Genomic DNA, 21267 nt, shown 5'->3' with positions numbered 1-21267 from the left:
GCGTCTGGCGGCACCGAGCACCCTGCAGCACCCACCATCCCTCACCCGCCTTCGGCACCCTCTCCCGGCGGGAGAGGGAAAAAGCCGGGCAGCGCGCTGCGCAACGACGCTCCTGACTTTCCTTCTCCCACCGGGAGAAGGTGGCGCGCAGCGGCGGATGAGGGATGCGTCTGGCGGCAGGAACCTGCCCTGCATACCAGCCGAGATCACCTGCCTGCATACCTCGCCATCCCTCACCCGCCTGCGGCACCCTCTCCCGGAGGGAGAGGGAAAAGCCCGGCGGCGCGTTGCACTGAAGAAAAGCGTTAGAACTCCACGCCCTTCTGTGCCTTCACCCCGGCCTTGAAGGCGTGCTTGACCAAGGTCATCTCGGTGACGGTGTCCGCTGCCTCGATCAGCGCCGCCGGCGCGCCGCGGCCGGTGACCACCACGTGCTGGTTCAGCGGCCGCGCCTGGATGTCGGCGAGCACCGGCTCAAGCTGCAGATAGCCGTGCTTCAGGGCGATGTTCAGCTCGTCGAGGATCACCAGACCGATGCTTTCATCGCTGAGCAGCTGGCGCGCGACGGCCCAGGCTTCACTGGCCTTGGCGATGTCGCGCTGGCGGTCCTGGGTTTCCCAGGTGAAGCCTTCGCCCATCACGTGATAGCTGACCTCGTCGGGAAAGCGCCGGAAGAAGGTCTCCTCGCCGGTGCTCGCCGCGCCCTTGATGAACTGCACCACGCCGCAGCGCATGCCGTGGCCAAGGGCGCGGGCGAGCATGCCGAACGCCGAGCTGCTCTTGCCCTTGCCGTTGCCGCTGTGCACCAGCAGCAGGCCGTACTCGTCCTGGGCCTCGGCGATCTTCTGGTCGATCAGCGCCTTCTTGCGCTGCATGCGCGCGGCGTGGCGCGCATCGCGTTCGGCCGACTCGCTCATCGGTTGGCTTCCTGGGCCTGACGCAGGCGCAGCGCCGAGACGATCGCAACGTGCAGCAGCAGCGCCGAGCCGACGTAGAAGGCCAGGTTGCTCAGATGGCGCGGCAGGTAGTGGCCGATGCGCCAGACGAAGCCTTCCACGCTCGCCTCGGGATGGCGCCCGGAAAAGAAGTAGAAGATGCCGCCGGAGATCAGGTAGGCAATGAAGGCGGCGACCACCACGGTCAGCACCAGCAGCGCCAGGCTGCGCAGGTCCTCGCGCGCCACCCGCGCCAGCAGGCGGCCAGCCAGCCACAGGCTGCCATAGGCCGGCACCAGCGCCCAGTACACAGGCGACAGGCACCAGTCGCTGATGCTGCCGTTGGCCAGCGAGCTGTAGTCGAGCAGTACCGCCTCGGCGAACAGCGCGACGAACGCCAGCCGCGAACGCAGGTAGAAGCCGGCGAGGAAGAAGATCGACCAGGAGGCGCTGGGCAGGTTCTCCACGCTGGCGAAGTGCTGACCGCGGGTGACGGCCATCAGCAGCACCAGCGCGATGCCGATGGCCAGTTGGGCCTTGGTGGAGAGCTTGATCATCGAGAGTTCCTCCTGGTGCCCGTCATGGGCGTCTGGTTGTCACAGCGCCTGATAGCGCAGGGTGAAGTGGATGGCCCGACCCGGTTGCTCGTAGGTCTGGGCGGTTTCGTAGTCGCGGTCGAACAGGTTGCTCAGGCGCGCCTGCAGGCGCCATTCCTCGTTTACGCGGTACTCGCTGCGCAGATCGACCAGGGCGTAGCCGGGCAGGCGCGAGGCCTCGCTGTTGCTGGCCACATCGAAACGCTCACTGCTGGCGTAGAGGGTTGCACCGACACCGACACGACCGAAGTCGCGGTCCAGATCGATGTTCAGGGTGCGCCGGGCACGCCGCGGCAGCAGGTTGCCGTGGTTGGCGGCGCTGCGGTCGCGCGGGTCGAGGAAGGTCAGGTTGGTGGCGATATCCCAGCCGGCCAGCTCGGTGCCGAGCACCGCTTCCAGACCGCGGATGCGCGCGGTTTCGACGTTGTCCGGGCGCAGTACGGCACCGTCGCGGGCCCAGATGATCAGGTCGTCGATCTGGTTCTCGAAGGCATTCAGGCTCCAGTGACCCCAGGCGTGATTGCCAGCCAGGCCCAGCTCGTAGCTCTGCGACTCCTCCGGCTGCACGTTCGGGTTGCCGGCCGTGTTGCCGCTGGCCGGGTAGTACAGATCGTTGAAGGTCGGCGCGCGGAAGGCCGTGCCCCAGGAGGCGGACAGCAGTAGCTCGGGGGTCAGCTCGTAACTCCAGCCGAGGCTGCCGGTGTCGTGGCTGCCGAACAGCGAGTCGCGGTCACGACGCAGGCCGAGCTGCACGCCGTGGCGGCCGAAGGCGCCCATGTACTGCGCATAGCCGGCCTTGTTATTGCGCGAATCCTCGGCGTAGCGGCTGCTGGTGTCGATGCGGTCGCGGCGGTAGTCCAGGCCAAGGGTGACGAGGTGGTCATCACCCAGGCTGAAGTCGTTCTGCCAGCCGAAGCTTTCCCGGGCGGTATCGAAACGCGAGAAGAAGCGGTCGTCCTGGAAGGCGTCGGAGCGGTCTTCGCTGTGCCCGGCCTGCAGGGTCACCGCCCAGGGCTCGAGCGGATTGAAGCGCGCCCGGCCGCCGATGACCTGCAGCTCGCCATCGTTATAGGCGTAGCGGCCGCTGTTGCCGTTGCTGGCGCGGGTGTCGAAGTCGCTGTGGCTCTCGGCCTGCAGCCAGTTGCCGTCAAGCTCAAGGCCACTGGCAAAGCGGTAGCCGGCGCGTAGCGAGGCGGAGGTCTCGCGGTAGCCGTCGGCATCCGACTCGTAGGCGCGTGGTGCGGACGGTCGGTAGGCGCGGGCGTTGATGCCGTCGGTGGACTCACCGGCCAGGCCAAGGCTGAACCAGCCGGCACCATTGCCGCCGGCCACCCCGGCGCTGCCATCGAAACTGGAACGGCTGCCGGCACCCAGCGAGACCCAGGGGCGCAGGCCCTCGCGCTCGCCGTGCCGGGTGAAGATCTGGATGACCCCGCCCATGGCTTCGGAACCGTAGAGGCTGGAGCGCGGTCCACGTACCACTTCGATGCGTTCGATCTGTTCCAGCGGAATGCTCTGCAATGCCGCGCTGCCGGAGGTGGCGGAGCCGACCTTGACCCCGTCGACCAGCACCAGCACGTGCTTGTCCTGGGTGCCGCGAATCGACAGCGAGCTGCTCTTGCCACGGCCGCCGTTGCTGGTGACGCTGACCCCGGCGAGCCCGCGCAAAAGCTCCGGCAGGGTCCGGGCCTGGCTGCGCTCGATCTGCTCGCGCTCGATCAGGGTACTGGAGGCAACGGGAGCGATGGGCATAGCCAGGGTGCGGGTAGCGGTGACCACCTGCGGGTTGAGTGGCAGGGGTTGTTCCGCGGCGAAAGCGCTCAGGGGTGCGCAACCGAACAGGATGAAAGCCGTCGGGCGCAAAAGATGAGGGAACTGCAACAAGGTCTGTCTCCGTCGTGCCCACCCGCACGACTCAGGGTCGAAGGAGCAGACGACGGAAACCAGCAGGAAGCGGGAACGGAGCCACGCATCCCGTTCAGCGCCCGCCGCACTGCCGTGAAATGCACCAGGCCGGTCTCCGGGCTTGCGAGTGGAAGGCACGGACGCACCGTACATTCCCGAAACCGTGCCTTCCCGTGCGCCGCACAGTGGCTGTGTTACGGTTTCTCTACTCGCCTACCGTTGCGGGGGCAGCGCCGGAATCTTCTTGCGAATGAACCGGCTTCCCTGTTTCACCCCTCCGTCAAAGCGGGGGGCACCTGAGGCAAGCGGCGGAGGTTAGAGCAGCGGCGCCCCCGACGCAACCGCCAGACAGTCGCACCACGCAGCTCATTCATTGCAGACAAGGTCATCCCTCTCCATGAGCCACATCCTGCACATCTCCGACACCCACTTCGGCACCGAGCAGGCGGAGGTGGTCGAGGCCCTGCAGGCACATGTCCGCGAGCATGGCGCCGATCTGCTGGTGCTCTCCGGCGACATCACCCAGCGCGCCCGCATTGGCCAGTTCGCCGCCGCCCGCGCCTTCGTCGACAGCCTGCCGATCGAGCGCAGGCTGGTGATTCCGGGCAACCATGACCTGCCGCTGTACAACGTCCTGCAGCGCTTTCTCAGCCCCTACGGCAACTATCGCGAGGCCTTCGGCGATGACCTGGAACCGATCCACGAGGACGACCAACTGCTGCTGATCGGCCTCAACACCACCCACCCGCGCCGGCACAAGGACGGCCTGGTCAGCTCGTCCCAGGTACAGCGGGTCTGCCAGCTGCTCGCCGCCAGCGACCCGGCCAAGCTGCGCATCGTCGTCGCCCACCAGCCGTTCGGCTCGATGGAAATCTCCGACCTGAGCAACCTGCAGCACGGCGCCATGGCGGCGCTCGGTCGCTGGGCGAAGGCGGGGCTGGATCTGGTGATGGGTGGGCACATCCACCTGCCTTACGTGCTGCCGCTGAGCCAGCAGTACCCCAGCCTGGCCCGCGAGATCTGGATCGTCCAGGCCGGCACCACGCTGTCCTCGCGCATTCGCGGGACCTCGCCGAACTCCTTCAACCGCATCCATTTCCAGGCTGGCGGTGACAAGCGTGTGCAGGTCGAGCGCTGGGATTACCGGGACGGCGCCTTCGTCGCCGCAGCGCATTTCGAACTGGGTTGGCCCGCAGGCTGACGGGCGTCGCAGAACCTTGCGCCGAGACTGGCAGTCGCTGAGCGCGACTGGTTAACTCCGCCTTCCTCCGCCATGGACAGCCCAGGATGAAGGCAGCACTCATCGGCCTGCCGCTTGCCGCGATTCTTGCCGGCTGCGTGCCCTACCCGGTCAACAAGACCCTGCAACCCGCCGCCCGCCTCCAGCTGCTGGATCAGCGCGGCATGCCCGTGGCGGACGCCGAAGTGACCCTGATCAGCCGCAACCGCTTTGGCCAAAGCGAGCATCTGCGCCAAACCGGCCATAGCGATGCGCAGGGCTGGGTGCACTTCAACCGGATGGCCGAGTGGCGCGTCGAGACCAGCATGCTGCACGGCAGCGCTCAGTACCTGTGGAACTGGTGCGTCTATCGCCCCGGCTTCGTCACCTGGCAGAGCACGCCCGAGGGCGACCGATTCAACCGCGAGCAGAGCGTGCGCCTGCTGCCTGGTGCGTCGCGGCCTTGCCCACCCGCCCCTGGGGAATGACGATGTACGTGGTCATCTTTCGCGCGCGCATTCGACAACTCGACGAAGACTATCGACGCAGCGCCGAACGCCTGCGCGAACTGGCGCTGGGACGCTACGGCTGCCTGGCGTTTCACGCGCTGAGCGAGGGCGAGGAGGAGATCGCCCTGTCCTACTGGCCGGACGAGGCGGCGATTCGCGCCTGGAACAACGATCCCGAACACCGCCAGGCCCAGCAACTGGGTCGCGAGCGCTGGTACGCCTGGCATCGGGTCGAGGTGGCGCAGATCGAACGCGCCTACGGAGCAGCGCCATGAATGGCTACTGGCTGTTCACACCGCTGCTGCTGCCACTGTTCCTCGGCGGCCTGGCCCTGCCCTGGCTGCACTGGCGCGACAGCGGCGAGCTACCCCTGCCTTCGCCCGGCGGCTGGCTGGCGCTGCTGGCCGCCGGCGCACTGTTGCTGAGCAGCACGCTACTGGGAGAGAACAACCCGTTGCACGCCTGGCTGGGGCTGGACCGCCCGCTGCCACGCGCACTGCCTGCGGTCTGGGCCATCTACGGGCTGCCCTGCTGGGGCGCGGCCCTGGCGCTCTGGCCTGCGCCGCTGGCGCGACGCCTGCCGGGACAGTCAGGCAATCAGGAAATGGCCCGCGCCCTGATAGCCTTCGCCGGCTGGGCTCTGTTGCTGGTCGCCGGGCTGATCCAGTTGATCATCGCGTAGGTTGGCGCCAAGCAAAGCGAGGCCCAACAAGCGGGCCATCGACTACCACCTCCTGCCACCCCGACTCCGAGGCAACTCGCACCCGCCCGTTGGGCCTGGCGGCCCAACCTACCTGTAGGTTGGCGCCGAGCAAAGCGAGGCCCAACAAGCGGGCCGCTCGTCGCGCAGATCGGTGTCAGTTCAACGCCATCCGCTCCGGCTGCAGCACCCGCCGCGCCTCGAGAAAGCTGTTGCGCCAATAGGCTTGCTCCAGGCGATCCAGGCGCACCGTGCCGCCGCTGGAGGGCGCATGCACGAAACGACCTTCGCCGACATAGATCCCGGCATGGTTGACCTGGCGTGCGCCGCCGGTGGCAAAGAACACCAGATCGCCGGTCTGCAGGGCGTCGCTGGCCACCTTCGGAGTGCGCTGGGCGACCATCTCGCGGGTGGAGCGCGGCAACTGGATGCCGGCCGCGTCGCGGTAGACGAAGCCGATCAGGCCGCTGCAGTCGAAGCCGCTTTCAGGCGTGTTGCCGCCATAGCGATATGGCGTGCCGACCAGGCCCAGGGCACGGAACATCACGTCTTCGGTAGGCGAGGAAAGCACCTGGGGTGGCGCGGGGTCGAAGGAAGGTGGCGGAGCCTGGCGGCCGGCACAGGCGGCCAGAAAGGCGAAACAGATCAGCAGTGAAAACCGTGCCATCGACTGCATGGAGGGCGCTCCCGTTGCGGTTTCGCCCTACTCTGCCGGCCGAAACGCCTGACCGCAAGCCTGGAAGACCCGTATCAGCGCGTCTCGACCTCTTTCTCGCTCTCGCCCGGTGCCAGCGCCAGGACGCGCTTGGCCTGCAGGTAGCTGCGTTTCCAGTAGCTGTCTTCGAGGCTGTCGACACGCACGCCACCGCTGCGACTGCTCGAGGAATGGATGAACTGGTCATCGCCCAGATAGATGCCGGCATGGCTGACACGGCCACGGCCACGGTCATTGAAGAAGATGACGTCACCCGGCTCGAGCTCGGCGCGACTGACCCTGGGCGCATCCAGATTGATCATCTCGCGCGTGGAGCGCGGCAGCTTGAGACCCACTTCTTCGTTGAACAGGTAGCCAACGAAGCCGCTGCAATCGAAGCCGGTTTCGGCCGAGCTGCCGCCATAGCGATAGCGAGTGCCGACCAGCGAAAGACCGTGGGCCAGCAGGCTGTCGGTGAGCTGAGGCAGTTCGTAGGATTTGCTGCTGTCGCTGAGGAAGTCGATAGGCTCCTCGTCGAGCATTTCCTCGGGCGGTGCAACGGGTGCGCTGTAACTGATCGATGGCTGCGGGGCCTGGCTGGCGCAGGCGGACAGCAGAACTACGAGTGCACAAGGCACGAGGGGTGCGAAGCGTTTGAGCATGGGCACGACCGTGTCGGTGGACTTCAACAAGGGCGCGACTATGCCGTCTACGACCTTCATTTGCAATTTCTATTGAGCGGATTTGTGACCTGCTATCAACGGCAGAACATCTAAGGCCCGCCGCGGGATATGGATGTCGACACGCTCGCTCAGGGCGGTCCGCTGCGGGTTTATCTCCACGCTCAGGCCACCGCGCCGGCGGGTTTCCAGCACCGGTTCGACGATGTACGGAAAGCTTGCCGTGGTGCCTACCGCCAGCGTCACCTCGAAGCCCGTGCGCAGCTCGCGGTAGAGGTTATCGATGGCCTCCTCGGGCAGCATCTCCTCGAACAGCACCACCGGCGGCCGCAGTACACCGCCACAGGCTTCACAGCGCGGCGGCAGCGGGCGGTCCAGGTGCGCGAGCAGCGAGGGGTCTTCCCGCCCGCAGGACTGGCAGAACAGCGGCGCCAGCTCGCCATGGATCTCGATCAGTTGTGCAGGCGGGCTGCCGGCGGCGCGATGCAGCCCATCGATGTTCTGCGTCAGCAGCCAGCACTGCGGCTTGCGCCGCTGCAGCCCGGCAATCGCCTCGTGGCCGGCATTGGGCTGGGCGGCGAGACAGGCGCGGCCCAGCTCGGCCAGGTACTTCCAGCACAGCGCCGGGTCCTGGCGCAGCATCGGCCCGGACAGCACCGCCTCGATCGGCAGGCCTTCCTCGGTGCGGCCGTTGTACAGCCCGCCCAGTCCGCGATAGGTCGGCAGCCCGGAGTCCGCCGAGAGGCCTGCGCCGGTAATGAAGAGAATGCGTTCGGCCCGTTCGATGGCCTCGGCGACGCGCAGGATGTCTTCTTGCATGGGCTGCCTCCGTCCGGCTGTGGCGATCAGTGATTGACCGTGTGCGCCAGCATCACCGACAACTGACACAGCGGTCGCCCGCTCTGTTCCTGCCAGGTGTTGAAGGCTGCCTGCACCGCCGCCAGCTCCTTCAGACTGGTCGGCACCTTGTCGACGATGCCCTGGGCCTTGAGCGCGGCGACCACGTCATTGGTGGGCACGAAACTGTCCTTGCCGGCCATGCGCAGAAAGCGCGGCGCGGACAGGCCACCAAGCTGGGTGCCGCGCTTGCTCAGGTATTTCCACAGACCGGTGATGTCGCGCTCCGGCCAATCGGCCAACAGCGCGCCGAAGCTGCCGTGCTCCTGCGCCACGTCCAGCACGAACTGGGCGTTGCGCGGCACGCTCTTCAGCTTGCCCAGGTGGCGGATGATCCGCGCGTCCTGCATCAGGCGCTCCAGGTGTTCGCCACCCATCAGCACCACCTTGTGCGGATCGAAGCCGAAGAACGACGCCTCGAATGCCGGCCACTTGGCGTCCACCAGGCTGTGCTTGAGCCCCGCGCGGAAGATGCGCAAGCTGATCAGCGACAGATAGCGGTCATCGCCAGGTTGGCGCAGCTCATCCGCGCTCTTCGGTTGTGGCAGCCGCGCCTCCAGCGCCGCGGCCGAGCCGAAGCGGTTCAGACAATATTCGTGGAGCCACTGATAGTCGCGCATTGCCAAACCCGGGTCGTCAGAACAAGGCAGCAAGGGTGCCGCGCAACCAGCAGCGACGCAATCATCAGGACGCGAAGCGGTCGGCGGACTGAAAGAGGGCGCCCGGATAGCGTTCCTTCCTTATATCGAGCATCCACACCAGGCCTGCTAGGGGGTCTCGGCTGAACCCGCCACGCGCCAGTAACCGCAGACCATGACATCGGACGTCCCCATGAACATTTCCAGCCTCCCCCGCAAAGCCCGCCCCCTCGCCCTGGCGATTCCGTTTTTCGTAGCCGCCGCCGCAGCGACCGAAGGACAGCCGCCAGCATCGCAGATGCTGGAGATCCCCGCCGGCGAGCTGCAGACCCTCGCCTGCCCTGACCTGGCGCGCATCTGCGATCCGAGCGAGTACGTCGAGCGCACGGTGCCGATCAAGGCGTTCAAACTCGCGGCCATGGAAGTCACCTTCGCCCAGTGGGACGCCTGTGTCGCGGATGGCGGCTGCCACGAGGAGTCATCCGGCTGGGCCTACCGCAACCGGGAGGTGCATCCGCCTTGCGTTGCGGGCGAGGTTTGCCAGTACCCGTTCGACGAAGGCTGGGGCCGCGGCGAGCGCCCGGTGGTCCACGTCAGTTGGGAAGATGTGCAGCGCTATCTGAGCTGGCTGAATGCAAAGACCGAGCAGACCTATCGCCTACCCACCTCCGAGGAGTGGGAGTACGCCGCCCTGGCGGGCGCGGACAGCCGCTTCCCCTGGGGCGATGCGCTGGACCCTGAGATGCTCAACTGCAACGGCTGCGCTGGAGACTGGGGCGGCGTACAGAGCGCACCGGTCGGCTCCTTTCCGGCCAACCGCTTCGGCCTGCACGACATGCTGGGCAATGTCAGCGAATGGGTATCGAGCTGCGTGCCGCTGAACGAGCCGGGCAGCCAGCAGTGCACCAGCTACCTCTACCGCGGCGGCGCCTGGTCGTTCGACGCGCCGAACATCGATCCGCGCCGGGTGAACTGGAACTACGCCGAGTTCCGCGCGCCCTTCCTGGGTTTCCGGGTGGCGCAGTAGCAGGCCGCTCCACACGGCCTCATCACCGCTCGCCGCATGCCTTGCATTCGCCAGGAATCCTTCTTCAACACAACCGGCCACCATGTTCAGAACACTCATTTCCGCGCTCACCCCAGGCAGGACGCCGCCGGCACGGCCGCTGCCCTTCGACCTCCTCACCGAGCCGACGGTAAGCTCGCTCGCCGCACGCCCGGCCGCCCGGATCATCGACAGCTTCGAATGTATCGAAGGCATTCCCGTACCGGATTGGGGCGCCTTCAGCGACTGGCTCGAAGACCTTGCGGGTGAGCAGATGCGCGCCCAGGCATGGAGTGAAGCAGAGCAGATCTGGCTGGCGCATCTGGGAATCGCGCTGGGCCCCTCGTACCGTCTCGCCAGGCAAGGCGACTGCCTGATCCTCTCGTGCATGGCCGACCGGCAGCTGACCTCGCTGTTCGACTTCATCCGCTGCAAGAGCCGGCAGATCACTCGCCTGCTCGACGGCCTTGCCGGCCAGCCTGAGTGGGGCCACGCCATCCTGATCGTCTTCGCGGACCACGAGAGCTACTACCGCTACGTCTCGCGCTATTACCCCGAAGCCGGCGAGTTTGGCTTGAGCGCGGGCATGCAGATCAATGCCGGCTGCAGCCACTTCGCCATGGTGCAGGACGACTTCAGCACGCTGGAGCCGACCATCGTCCACGAGATGACCCACAACTGCCTGAGCCATCTGCCCATTCCCGTCTGGCTGAACGAGGGCATTGCCGTGAACATGGAGGCGCAGTTGTGCCGATCGGCGCTGACCGACCTCGGACCGCAGCAGATGCGCGAGAAACATCAGCAGTTCTGGGATGAGGCGCGTATCCAGGAATTCTGGTCGGGCCAGTCCTTTCGGCGCAGCGATGACGCCAGCCTGCTCTCCTACGACCTGGCGCGAATTCTGGTGGCACGTTTCTCGGCCGACTGGCCTCGCTTCAGGGCCTTCGCCAATGCAGCGCAGGCAGACGACGCGGGCGCTGCGTCGGCGAACGAGCACCTGGAAATTGCGCTCGGCACAGCCGCCATGGCGATCATCGACGCGCCGAAGCAGGGTGGCGACTGGCACCCCGATCCCGCCCGCTGGCCAGCACTAACAGAGCCTGGGGGATTCGTTCTACAGCCCCACGGCATGTGGAGCAGCCGGTGAGCAGGCAACAGGATGTCACTTGCGTGCGAGTCCGCCTCAAACCAGACATGCTGGCGCGTGTTCGCGAGTGGGCAGCGTTCGTCTCCACCCACCGACAGGAGGCGTTGCAGACGCTGAAAGCCGAGGGCGTGGAAATCGAATCGGTGTTCCTCGAATCCAGCGTTGAGGGCGACTCGCTCATCTATTACATGCGCGCCAGCTCGCAGCGCGAAGCCGAACGCATTGCCACGCGCTCCCTGGCAGCGATCGACGCCTACCACCACCGCTTCAAACAGGACGCCTGGGAGAAGGTCGAACCACTGGAGTTGCTGCTCGACCTGCGCAGCTGAGTAACCCTCAACCGCGCAACCTCTCAGCCGCGTCACGCAACGCCCGGGCGGTGCTCTCCCAACCCAGGCAACCATCGGTGACCGACACCCCGTAGTGCAGGTTGGCGCCCAACGGCTGGCAGCCATCGAACAGATGGCTCTCGAGCATCACCCCGCGCAGGCTATGGTCGCCGGCCAGGCGCTGGCGCAGCACGCTATCCAGCACCTCGGGCTGGCGCAGCGGGTCCTTGCCACTGTTGGCGTGGCTGCAGTCGACCATGATTCGTGCGGCAATGCCCTGTCGCTGCAGAGCCTGGCGCGCTGCGGCGACGCTGGCCGGGTCGTGGTTGGGGCCGCCGTGGCCGCCACGCAGGACCAGATGAGTGTCGGGGTTGCCGCGAGTCTCCAGTAGCGCCGGGTGACCAAGATCATCGAGGCCGAAGTGACGATGCGGATGCTCTGCCGATCGCATGGCGTCGCAGGCGATACCCAGGCTGCCGTCGGTGCCGTTCTTGAAGCCGACCGGCAGATCGAGGCCGCTGACCATTTCACGATGCACCTGGGATTCGCTGGTGCGCGCGCCTATCGCCGCCCAGCCCAGCAGATCATCGAAGTAGCCCGCCGCCAGTGGCTGCAGCAGCTCGCTGGCAATCGGCAGACCGAGCGCAAGGATCTCCAGCATCAGCTGGCGCGACAGCGCAAGTCCCGCCGCCATGTCGCCGCTGCCGTCCAGGTGCGGGTCGTAGAGCAGGCCCTTCCAGCCGACGGTGGTACGCGGCTTCTCCACGTAGGTGCGCATCACCAGCACCAACTGGTCCTCGAGTTGTGGGCGCAGTTGCTCCAGGCGCTCGGCGAATTCAAGGGCGGCGCGGGGGTCATGCAACGAGCAGGGACCGACCACCACCAGAAGGCGCGGGTCACGCCCGTCGAGCACGGCGCGAATCTGCTCGCGGTCACGGGCGACGCGCGTAGCGAGGTGTTCGTCCAGCGGCAGACGCTGGCGCAGCAGCGCGGGACTGGGCAACGGCTGCGCGCTGCGACGAGCCATGGAAGGGGAAGTTGCTGAAACGAGCTGAGCAGGGGCATTCATGTCTGGCGTTCCTTGGCCGGCGCGGGCAATCCCGCGGCGACGCTAGTCGGGTGTTCGTTCACGTGCTGTCAGGGCGGCGCTGAGGCTGCTAAATCGCCAGTCATTGCGGTAATAGCGGTAGCTGTTCATCTGTGGTTCCTCGTCAGTGGCGGGCCAGTCGCGGCCCGAAAAACAAAACCCCCGATCGGGTTGCCGACCGGGGGTTCGTGAAAACGTCTCTGGTGGCGACCCTGCGTTACTAGGGCGCCTGCGGGGTATCAGGCGCGCCTGTGGCTAAACCAGTACCCATAAAAACCGGCCACGCACGCACCGAAGACAGCGCGAGCTGACGGCAGGGACGAGACGGTTGGCAGGATGGGGATGGCATGCGGATCTCCAGAACGAGCAGCGACCTTACTGCAGCCAACCGCTCGTGTTCAAGGCAAAAACACAGGTTTTGTTGCCGACACCGGGCGGTGCGACCGATACAAGCGTGTTCGATCCAGAAGGGCCATCGGAACGTAGCTGGGGCCGATCAGGCCAGGTCCAACAGCGCTCGGTGCGCGAGGCCGTTGGACATCAAGGCCTGAGCTTCGTCACCTGGCGGATTACGCCGCGCCGCGGCTAATCCGCCCTACGCCTGCCGCAGAGGGTCACCTCGTAGGGCGCAATAAACGCAGCGCATTGCGCCATTACGGATGGTTCCCTCGCGCACGCTCAAGGAAGTGAGAGCCGCATCAGGAACGAGCTCCGCCAGCATGACGGCCGCACGTCGAGCCTCACGACTTCGGGCTGCGGGCCTACAGACTCATAACGTCGAGAAAGCGCGGCGTCGCACTGTCGTCGATGCGCAGGCTGGTGAAGTCGAACAGGTTGCGGTCGGCCAGTTGCGAGGGCACCACATTCTGCAGCGCGCGGAACATGATCTCGGTGCGGCCGGGCGACTGGCGTTCCCAGTTCTGCAGCATTTCCTTGACCACCTGGCGCTGCAGGTTCTCCTGCGAGCCGCACAGGTTGCAGGGGATGATCGGAAACTCTCGGAGCTGACTGTAGGCCTCGATGTCGGACTCCGCGCAGTAGGCCAGCGGACGGATCACCACGTTGCGGCCGTCGTCGGAAAGTAGCTTGGGTGGCATCGCCTTGAGGGTGCCGCCGTAGAACATGTTGAGGAAGAAGGTCTCGAGGATGTCGTCGCGATGATGCCCCAGCGCCATCTTGGTCGCGCCGATCTCGTCGGCGTAGGTGTAGAGCGTGCCGCGACGCAAACGCGAGCACAGCGAGCAGGTGGTCTTGCCCTCGGGGATCTTGTCCTTCACTACCGAGTAGGTGTCCTTCTCGATGATGTGGTAGGGCACGCCGATGGATTCGAGATAGGCCGGCAGCACGTGCTCGGGAAAGCCCGGCTGCTTCTGGTCCATGTTCACCGCGACTATCTCGAAGCTGATCGGCGCGACCTTCTGCAGATAGAGCAGCACGTCGAGCATGGTGTAGCTGTCTTTCCCTTATAGCTTAAGAACACATAACTGGACAGCATCAGAATAATCGCAACCTGTTGATTTTAAATGAATTAAATAGAAATCTGGCTTTACAGAAAAATGCGAAAAAGTAAATTTTGCGTCTTCCTGACCTCTAAACACCCTCTTCCCCCCCCGAAAAATCACCTTGAACCTTTACAAAATCCGAACGACATCAATCCGGCCTTCAACGCTGGATGATGAAACCTCGGCTGCTTCGAATTCGTAGGGCGGTCGGGCATCCGACCTATCAATGGATAGATCTATAAAATTGAAGAGACTACGATCAGCTAACTGGGATGGACTTACGTTTTGTAAGCTGTGAAAGATGTTTTCTACGCAGCCAGGATTTACCGAATCCCACTCCGCAATCATCGACTTGATTTTTTTCCTCTGCAAATTCTCTTGCGAGCCGCAGAGATTGCACGGAATGATTGGATATGCGCTATCGGCAGCGACCTTTGCTATATCCTTCTCACGACAGTAGGCGAGCGGCCGGATAACTATATTTCTCTTGTCATCGCTAAGAAGCTTAGGAGGCATCCCTTTCATTTGCGCCTGGAAGAACATGTTCAGAAACAAAGTTTCAACCATGTCATCCATATGATGACCGAGTGCCAATTTAGTAGCCCCAATTTCCTCGGCAAAACTATAAAGCGTGCCCCTTCTGAGCCTAGAGCAAAGAGAACAAGTAGTCTTACCTTCTGGAATCTTACTCTTGACAACGGAATAAGTATCCTTGTCAATTATATAATAATCAATACCTTTAGCCTCAAAAAACTCTGGCAATATATGCTCTGGAAAGCCAGGTTGCTTCTGATCAAGATTCACCGCCACAACACTGAATTTTATTTTCGCAACTCTTTGCAAGTGCAGCAAAGCGTCAAGCATTACGAATGAATCTTTGCCACCACTTACGCAGGCCATAACCTTGTCGCCATCTTCGATCATTGCGTAATCTACAACAGCCTTGCCCACATTGCCGCGCAGCTTTTTGCGACGATGCTCCGCAGCACTATTAATCCGAGACGCTTGTTCGCCCATCATCATAAATACTAGCTTCCAATTAAAATATTTACAAAATCAAATTGCCATATAAGCATGGCCTACCTTGCAACATCCCGCACTACTTGCGAAGGATTAAGATAGCTAGACACTACCAAAATCGGGCGCAGAGACAATCCGAAGCAAGGCACTGCATTGAGGCTACGCTTTTAATATACGACACAAACTCTTAAGTAAATCTATACGACAGTTTCATCTGCCGAGTTTGATCCCAGCTATATCATAACAAGATTATGCCTGCGTTTTATAGAAGCTCCTGACCAACGATCCATTCAGCTTGACCGAGTCGCAACAGAGGAGGATGACGGCACGGAGCTCTGCAAGTCACGCGGAGAGGCCGCAGCAGCCCCAGAAACGCATATGGCTACAGGCAAGCATCAGTTTTCAGGCGGTGGAGATCAAGCCTTCAGCGAAGCCTCGATCGCGGCAATGTCGATCTTCGTCATGCCATCATGCCACGAGCGCACGCGTTGCTGCCGTTCGATCAGGGCTGGGTATGGCAGCCGTCAGGATATGCGGGGTGATCTACCACGAAACGCCCCACTCGCCCCTGCACCAGCCATACGCGCTCACCTGCCCCCATTGTCGATGATCGCGCTCCACAAGTGGTCTGTCTCAGCCTGATCATCGGTCGCGACCTGGAACGAACACGTCTCTTTATGCTGGAGCACCGGGGCACGCGCGTTACCCTGAACTCGGCCGTGAACACATCGCTCTGCTTGCCGGCCGGATAGTCGCCCGGAGCGTGGCGGACGACCACCACGCCGCCCGGAAAGTCTCTGCATAGAAAGAAGATGTCTCCCCTTTGATTACAACAAAACGGCAGTAGCTGATTGGCGGAGGCGATTCGAAGCTTCCCCTCATCTAGACCGAAACCGGCCATTAGTTGCCCTTCATGAACGGCTGCGCCCGCTCCATCACCGTACGTCACAGTACCTAGGGCAACAGGGGCGATTCAGTTATCCACTACTGATGATGCAATCTACCTTTCACAACTCCTTCAAAGGCATCTCCGGCCAGCGACGCTTCGCATCCGCACTGGACAGGGCAGGTGTTGCACAATAGCGTTCTGCCACGAGCGGCCTGGCGCCTCCTGGTCGCCGCTACCTCAGAGGGAGTTGAATTGTGCTTGTAGAATCGCTTCGTTTACTCAATTTCAAAAAATTCAAAGATAAAACTTTTGAGTTCAACGAGGATGTCAATATATTCGTTGGTGATAACAACGCTGGAAAAAGCACAATCTTGGAAGCATTGGAGATCGTGCTCAACTTCCAGCATCGGGGTCGATCATTCAGCAGTGAATTTTCTCCCGATCTATTCAATAGTGACGCGGTTGCTGAATTTTTAGCCTCCCCGAAGGATCCTGCAGACTTACCCGTTCTCGTAATCGAGGCGTATATGAAGAGCGTGCCTAATTACCGCGGCACGAACAACAGCCTGCTGAAAGACGCTCAGGGGGTTCAAGTAAGAGCGAGCTTCGATCCAGACTTCACAGAGGCCTATCGAGAGTACTTGGCCGCCGGGGCTCCAATTAGCAGCATTCCAGTGGAGTTTTACAAAATCGAGTGGATGGATTTTTCTTGGAACGTCATCAAGCCGTTGACGAAGCAGTTCCGGGCACTCTACATCGACCCAACTCGCATCCATCCTACATTCGGGAAAAATCAATACATCTCGAATGTCCTGAATACCGCGCTCAAGAAGGACGAGGAGTACCGTCTGAGTCTCAATTATCGTGAGACCCTACAGTCCTTTAACGCTACTGATGAAGTTAGAACGGTCAACAAGGATTTGGATTCTGATAATAGAATCACCGACAAGAAACTAACCATTGCCGCCAACACGATGCCGGCGGGCGCCCTACAGAGTGGCTTGCAGCTTGAGGTGGATGCCGTGCCTTTTCATATGATTGGAAAGGGTGAGCAGAGCAAGGTGCAGATCAAGTTGGCACTCCATAACAAGTCGAAAGATATTGATCTTGTGATGATGGAAGAGCCGGAAAATCACTTATCACACGTCGAGCTTAGCAGGCTTATACAAGACATTGAAGATCAGCGAAACGGTAAGCAACTGTTCCTTACCACTCACAGTTCGTATGTGTTGAATAAATTGAGCATCGACAAGATCTGCTTGCTCCATGGCTCATATAAGCGACTGCACCTATTAGACAAAGGGGTGGTGAAGACACTGAAGCGGCTACCAGGCTACGATACCCTACGTGTTGCTTTGTCCAGAAAGGTGGTGTTGGTAGAAGGCCCGTCTGATGAATTGGTTCTTAAGAAAATTTATCAGGATAACAATAAGGGTCGTCTGCCTGAGCAGGATGGGATCGACATCATCGTAGTGCGTGGCGTGGGTTTCAAGACATTCATCGAGATTGGCAAAGAAATTGGTACCGCAGTGAATGTACTGCGGGATAACGATGGCGATTACGCGAAGAACGTGGTCGAAGCGCAAAAAGAGTATGCGGCGTACCCGAATATCAAACTTGTCTCATCTACGGACAATAATGAATTTTCGCTTGAGCCGGCCATGATCTCGGCAAATGCTACGTCGGAAAAAGAACTGCTGGCGTTTGCTAAAATCGTGCTTTCATCTGTGACCTACAATTTGCTAGTCGCGGAACCGACATTCGATGACAAGCGTGCATTTGTCGTCGACTGGTTCAAGAGCGCTGATGGTGATGGCAAAGGAAAAAAGAAGGTCGACTCAGCTATCAGGTTGTTTGAAACCACTGAGCCATTCAAGTATCCGGCTTTCCTTGGCGAGGTACTGAGCTTTGTCTAACACTCTGTGCATAGCTGGCGCGGGATCAGGCAAGACTCAAAAGATCATTACTGAGTCGATTGCAGAGATTGAGCGCGGTGGCAAGGTACTTGTAGTGACCTATACCACTAGCAATCAGCAGGAGTTGCGACGCCGATTCCTGGAGGCTTTTGGCAGGTCCAGTGATAGGTTCGTGGTGAAAGGCCTGTTCTCGTTCTATCTGGAAGACATGGTGAGGCCGTATCAGCAATCGCTGTTTGCGCAGCGGATTGACGGAATATTCTTCAACGAACGCAATCCTCATCTAAAGCCTGGGTCGACCTATATGTTGCCTGGGCGCAAAGAGCAACTGGAGGACAAAAGCTACAACCCAGACCACTTTCTGACTCAGGGTGGGACGAAAGCCCACACAGGCTTCCTGGCGAAGCTGGCGGCCCGGGTGGCGAAGGCCACAAAGAATGCTGCTGCGATTCGTCTCGGCGATATCTATAGCCAAGTTTACTTCGATGAGGTGCAAGACTTGGTTGGATGGGATTATGAGATGCTCAAGGCGCTGAGCAAGGTAATGAGATCCCCCATCACCTGCGTGGGCGACTTCCGACAGACAGTGTATGAAACAACTTTTGGCCACAAGGCACCTCAAACGGCTACAGAAAAGATTGCAGCGTTCAAGTCCATGGGCTTCAAAGAAGAGGCGCTCGTGCGCAATTGGAGGTGCATTCAAACGATCTGTACGATCGCCGATGCGGTGCACAAGGGCGCCTACAAGGCGACTGAATCAGCCGTTGAAAACATCCCACCTGAACTCGCCCATCACCTTGGTGCTTTCATCGTCAAGCATTCTGACGTCAATGACTACATCGCAGCGTATGACCCAATGGTACTGCGCTGGAACGTGACTTCTGGAGCAAAGATTCTTCCTGCTCAGGCTCGCTGCTACAACTTTGGCAGCAGCAAAGGATTGGGTTTTGATCGCGTGCTGATTCTGCCGGCGGAGAGCCAGATGCATTTCGTATTGGATGGCGTTGCCCCTTTCCCTGCGGATGCCGAGACAGCGCAGAACAAGATGTACGTTGCCATAACACGGGCGAGGTACAGCCTTGGGTTCATCGTGCCGGACAAGAAAGCAGAGGGCTTGCGTTTTCCTGTGTGGACGAAGCCCCTTTCTTGACGTGGCTACTCGTTATCGCTAAGTGGCGAAGATGGGCTGCACTGTAGTTAGTTGCACTCTACATCTTCAGCCTTCGAAGCATCCTCTGGTTGCAATGCATGATGGATGCTTTCTAGTCGAGTCTGAAGTTCATCGAACGTGGTGATCTGAATATCTTTGAGGCTGTTTCTGAACTGCTCGAACGAGCGTTGCTGCTTTTTGTCGCTTGGTGTTCGGCCAATGATGATCACTATAGGAACTGCGTGCGCATGAGCTCGTTCCTCCATGTCTGCAGTCAGGCTGAGCACATCTTGCAGAAGAAGCGCCCGTTGGCTCAGGGCCTGTGCTATCGAACCGCCGAGCTCTGTCGATGGGCCGTAGACATCCGTACGATATTCGTTTTTGCTGACAAGCTCCTTTTGAGGGTGTTTGATCTCTATGAGAGCGAGGTTTCTTGTCGATCTCGCAGCCATAAGGAAGTCTGTGTGCTGGCCACCTTGCCCGGAAACTTGCTTACCGCCCACGTAGGGCTTTGACGCCACCATTTTCACCGGATGACCAAAAGCCATGTCTAGGATAAATGCATTGTCGGTAAAGAATTGATGCCAATGATCTTCGTTCAGATTTCGCGACATCATCTTCTTGTAGGCCTCGATCAGTTGCCCCAGCGTGACAAGCTCGATCTCCGCTTTCAGTTCATAAAGCGCACGCGGCTCGTTACGTGCGATGGAGGAGGCGTTCTTCTTCACCAAGCGTGTGGCGGAGCGCTGATCTTGGTTCGAGAGCTTGTCCCTGCCTAGATTGACCAGATCTTTGAGCACATCTGGGGGTAGCCTTCGTGCGCGTGCCGGATACAGCTCTGGATTCACTTTGTGCAGCAATCCGGAATAACAGACTAGTTTCTTGTCTTCAGCAGTATCTCTCTGATGCCTACGGCTGATTTTTTCGATTCGAGAGCACAGCTCCTCGAACTCATTGATACCTAAACAGTACCGATTGCCGTCTATTCTAACCTCGTCTGTAGCCTCACCAGCCTGAATTCGCAGGGTGTCAACGCCATCGAGTTCGCCAATCGCAGCTGGGATGAAACGGTACTCGTATAGAAACCCTAGTCCGAAGCGCCAGTCTTTTCTAAATCCGGGCGGTAATTCGGACAGCAACGCTTCCAAACTGTCTTGATCGTAAGGCAGCTCGTCAAGCTGAAGGGATGGATCAACAAGCTCAATACGCTCAATGGTACCGTACCTAGGCTTGCCATAATTATCATTGTCGTTGCGTGAGATCTTGGGATAGAAGGTGAGCTCCTCAGCTGTCACTGCCATGATGAGGAGCCAATCGTGAGAGTCTACTGGCAGGCTGACGTCACTAAAGTAGACCAGCGTAATGTCCGCCGATGGGGCGCCAGGACTTACGATATTCCCGTTTTCGTCCACAAGGTCAACGCGCAGAAACGGCCCTCCATCGGTGCGGTTCTGCATGGCGTATTGCGAAGGCCGAATCGAAGCCATTGTTTGTCCTTTACATGAGGCTTGGAGCTAGTAAAGCGATAGGCTCTGTTGCAAAAATCGTGAAGCTTGAGCATGCTTGGCGGAGATTGGACGGACGGAACGATGACGGATTTCAAGTGGCGCCATTTCCAGGGTGATGTGATCCTGTGGGCGGTGCGCTGGTATTGTCGCTATCCGATCAGCTATCGCGACCTTGAGGAAATGCTGGCGGAACGCGGCATTTCGGTCGACCATACGACGATCTATCGCTGGGTCCAGTGCTACGCCCCGGAGATGGAGAAGCGGCTGCGCTGGTTCTGGCGGCGTGGCTTTGATCCGAGCTGGCGCCTGGATGAAACCTACGTCAAGGTGCGGGGCAAGTGGACCTACCTGTACCGGGCAGTCGACAAGCGGGGCGACACGATCGATTTCTACCTGTCGCCGACCCGCAGCGCCAAGGCAGCGAAGCGGTTCCTGGGCAAGGCCCTGCGAGGCCTGAAGCACTGGGAAAAGCCTGCCACGCTCAATACCGACAAAGCGCCGAGCTATGGTGCAGCGATCACCGAATTGAAGCGCGAAGGAAAGCTGGACCGGGAGACGGCCCACCGGCAGGTGAAGTATCTCAATAACGTGATCGAGGCCGATCACGGAAAGCTCAAGATACTGATCAAGCCGGTGCGCGGTTTCAAATCGATCCCCACGGCCTATGCCACGATCAAGGGATTCGAAGTCATGCGAGCCCTGCGCAAAGGACAGGCTCGCCCCTGGTGCCTGCAGCCCGGCATCAGGGGCGAGGTGCGCCTTGTGGAGAGAGCTTTTGGCATTGGGCCCTCGGCGCTGACGGAGGCCATGGGCATGCTCAACCACCATTTCGCAGCAGCCGCCTGATCGGCGCAGAGCGACAGCCTACCTCTGACTGCCGCCAATCTTTGCAACAGAGCCC

The 21267-nt window shown here is 61.0% G+C and carries 20 protein-coding genes, 2 pseudogenes and 1 riboswitch; of the genes and pseudogenes, 10 read left to right on the top strand and 12 right to left on the bottom strand.

Annotated elements, in window-relative coordinates:
- Window positions 1-305: 305 nt before the first annotated feature.
- The 3 genes from cobO to btuB are packed head-to-tail and all read right to left on the bottom strand — an operon-like array spanning window position 306 to window position 3415.
- Window positions 306-917, bottom strand: a complete 612-nt coding sequence (cobO, locus tag DBO85_RS02540; RefSeq protein ID WP_108104998.1) for a cob(I)yrinic acid a,c-diamide adenosyltransferase — start codon at window positions 915-917, stop codon at window positions 306-308.
- The gene (locus DBO85_RS02535; protein WP_108104996.1) at window positions 914-1492 is read right to left on the bottom strand and encodes a hypothetical protein; all 579 of its coding nucleotides are present in this window, start codon (window positions 1490-1492) and stop codon (window positions 914-916) included. The genes cobO and DBO85_RS02535 overlap by 4 nt, the downstream gene beginning before the upstream one ends.
- Before the next feature lie 39 nt (window positions 1493-1531).
- Complete coding sequence (btuB, locus tag DBO85_RS02530; protein ID WP_108104994.1) at window positions 1532-3415, bottom strand: TonB-dependent vitamin B12 receptor; 1884 nt, start codon at window positions 3413-3415, stop codon at window positions 1532-1534.
- A gap of 110 nt (window positions 3416-3525) precedes the next feature.
- A riboswitch (cobalamin riboswitch) is annotated at window positions 3526-3751 on the bottom strand.
- An 82-nt stretch (window positions 3752-3833) separates the two neighbouring features.
- Between btuB and DBO85_RS02525 the strand changes: the two genes are divergently transcribed.
- The 4 genes from DBO85_RS02525 to DBO85_RS02510 all read left to right on the top strand — a co-directional run bounded on the left by DBO85_RS02525 (window position 3834) and on the right by DBO85_RS02510 (window position 5846).
- On the top strand, window positions 3834-4637 hold the full coding sequence (locus DBO85_RS02525; RefSeq protein ID WP_108104992.1) for a metallophosphoesterase family protein: 804 nt from the start codon (window positions 3834-3836) through the stop codon (window positions 4635-4637).
- An 86-nt stretch (window positions 4638-4723) separates the two neighbouring features.
- Window positions 4724-5143, top strand: a complete 420-nt coding sequence (locus DBO85_RS02520; RefSeq protein ID WP_108104991.1) for a hypothetical protein — start codon at window positions 4724-4726, stop codon at window positions 5141-5143.
- Between the two features lie 2 nt (window positions 5144-5145).
- Complete coding sequence (locus tag DBO85_RS02515) at window positions 5146-5439, top strand: antibiotic biosynthesis monooxygenase family protein (RefSeq protein ID WP_108104989.1); 294 nt, start codon at window positions 5146-5148, stop codon at window positions 5437-5439.
- Window positions 5436-5846, top strand: coding sequence for a hypothetical protein (locus DBO85_RS02510; RefSeq protein ID WP_108104987.1), 411 nt, complete (start codon window positions 5436-5438; stop codon window positions 5844-5846). The genes DBO85_RS02515 and DBO85_RS02510 overlap by 4 nt, the downstream gene beginning before the upstream one ends.
- Window positions 5847-6021: 175 nt before the next feature.
- Here DBO85_RS02510 and DBO85_RS02505 read toward each other — a convergent pair whose 3' ends face one another.
- The 4 genes from DBO85_RS02505 to DBO85_RS02490 form a co-directional block, all read right to left on the bottom strand.
- Window positions 6022-6540: a C40 family peptidase gene (locus DBO85_RS02505; RefSeq protein WP_108104985.1), complete on the bottom strand. Its 519-nt coding sequence runs from the start codon at window positions 6538-6540 to the stop codon at window positions 6022-6024.
- A gap of 74 nt (window positions 6541-6614) precedes the next feature.
- A complete protein-coding gene (locus DBO85_RS02500; RefSeq protein ID WP_456107126.1) occupies window positions 6615-7280 on the bottom strand; it encodes a C40 family peptidase in 666 nt (221 codons plus the stop codon).
- A 9-nt stretch (window positions 7281-7289) separates the two neighbouring features.
- A complete protein-coding gene (locus tag DBO85_RS02495; protein ID WP_108104983.1) occupies window positions 7290-8057 on the bottom strand; it encodes an NAD-dependent deacylase in 768 nt (255 codons plus the stop codon).
- Between the two features lie 26 nt (window positions 8058-8083).
- On the bottom strand, window positions 8084-8755 hold the full coding sequence (locus DBO85_RS02490; RefSeq protein ID WP_108104981.1) for a DNA-3-methyladenine glycosylase I: 672 nt from the start codon (window positions 8753-8755) through the stop codon (window positions 8084-8086).
- Between the two features lie 211 nt (window positions 8756-8966).
- On the opposite strand from DBO85_RS02490, the gene DBO85_RS02485 reads away from it, so the two are divergent.
- From DBO85_RS02485 to DBO85_RS02475, 3 genes are all read left to right on the top strand, one after another.
- A complete protein-coding gene (locus DBO85_RS02485; protein WP_158268864.1) occupies window positions 8967-9800 on the top strand; it encodes a formylglycine-generating enzyme family protein in 834 nt (277 codons plus the stop codon).
- An 82-nt stretch (window positions 9801-9882) separates the two neighbouring features.
- Window positions 9883-10965, top strand: coding sequence for a hypothetical protein (locus tag DBO85_RS02480; RefSeq protein ID WP_108104977.1), 1083 nt, complete (start codon window positions 9883-9885; stop codon window positions 10963-10965).
- Window positions 10962-11294: a DUF6176 family protein gene (locus tag DBO85_RS02475; protein WP_108104975.1), complete on the top strand. Its 333-nt coding sequence runs from the start codon at window positions 10962-10964 to the stop codon at window positions 11292-11294. The genes DBO85_RS02480 and DBO85_RS02475 overlap by 4 nt, the downstream gene beginning before the upstream one ends.
- 7 nt (window positions 11295-11301) lie before the next feature.
- On the opposite strand, the gene DBO85_RS02470 is transcribed toward DBO85_RS02475, so the two are convergent.
- The 4 genes and pseudogenes from DBO85_RS02470 to DBO85_RS02450 form a co-directional block, all read right to left on the bottom strand.
- The gene (locus DBO85_RS02470) at window positions 11302-12363 is read right to left on the bottom strand and encodes a 3-deoxy-7-phosphoheptulonate synthase (protein WP_108104973.1); all 1062 of its coding nucleotides are present in this window, start codon (window positions 12361-12363) and stop codon (window positions 11302-11304) included.
- A 779-nt stretch (window positions 12364-13142) separates the two neighbouring features.
- Window positions 13143-13844 (bottom strand): annotated as a pseudogene (gene ttcA, locus DBO85_RS02460) (tRNA 2-thiocytidine(32) synthetase TtcA); the annotation flags it as partial.
- Window positions 13845-14012: 168 nt separating this feature from the next.
- Window positions 14013-14906 carry a tRNA 2-thiocytidine(32) synthetase TtcA gene (ttcA, locus tag DBO85_RS02455; RefSeq protein ID WP_108104971.1) on the bottom strand — a complete coding sequence of 298 codons (894 nt, stop codon included), beginning with the start codon at window positions 14904-14906 and terminating at the stop codon, window positions 14013-14015.
- Between the two features lie 413 nt (window positions 14907-15319).
- Window positions 15320-15755, bottom strand: a pseudogene (locus DBO85_RS02450) (VOC family protein).
- A 291-nt stretch (window positions 15756-16046) separates the two neighbouring features.
- Here DBO85_RS02450 and DBO85_RS02445 point away from each other — a divergent pair.
- Both DBO85_RS02445 and DBO85_RS02440 read left to right on the top strand, forming a co-directional pair.
- On the top strand, window positions 16047-17708 hold the full coding sequence (locus DBO85_RS02445) for an ATP-dependent nuclease (protein ID WP_062832663.1): 1662 nt from the start codon (window positions 16047-16049) through the stop codon (window positions 17706-17708).
- On the top strand, window positions 17701-18858 hold the full coding sequence (locus tag DBO85_RS02440) for a UvrD-helicase domain-containing protein (RefSeq protein WP_062832662.1): 1158 nt from the start codon (window positions 17701-17703) through the stop codon (window positions 18856-18858). Before DBO85_RS02445 ends, DBO85_RS02440 begins: the two co-directional genes overlap by 8 nt.
- A gap of 47 nt (window positions 18859-18905) precedes the next feature.
- Here the strand turns inward: DBO85_RS02440 and DBO85_RS02435 are convergent, their stop codons facing one another.
- Window positions 18906-20345, bottom strand: a complete 1440-nt coding sequence (locus DBO85_RS02435) for a Shedu immune nuclease family protein (protein ID WP_062832661.1) — start codon at window positions 20343-20345, stop codon at window positions 18906-18908.
- Between the two features lie 102 nt (window positions 20346-20447).
- Here DBO85_RS02435 and DBO85_RS02425 point away from each other — a divergent pair, with 102 nt between their 5' ends.
- Window positions 20448-21212, top strand: coding sequence for an IS6-like element IS6100 family transposase (locus tag DBO85_RS02425; RefSeq protein WP_001389365.1), 765 nt, complete (start codon window positions 20448-20450; stop codon window positions 21210-21212).
- Window positions 21213-21267: the final 55 nt, after the last annotated feature.

The sequence above is a fragment of the Pseudomonas mangrovi genome (assembly GCF_003052585.1).
GTDB lineage: Bacteria > Pseudomonadota > Gammaproteobacteria > Pseudomonadales > Pseudomonadaceae > Aquipseudomonas > Aquipseudomonas mangrovi.
The sequence above is the reverse complement of the archived record's forward strand: the minus strand, read 5'-3'. Positions and strand labels throughout refer to the sequence as shown.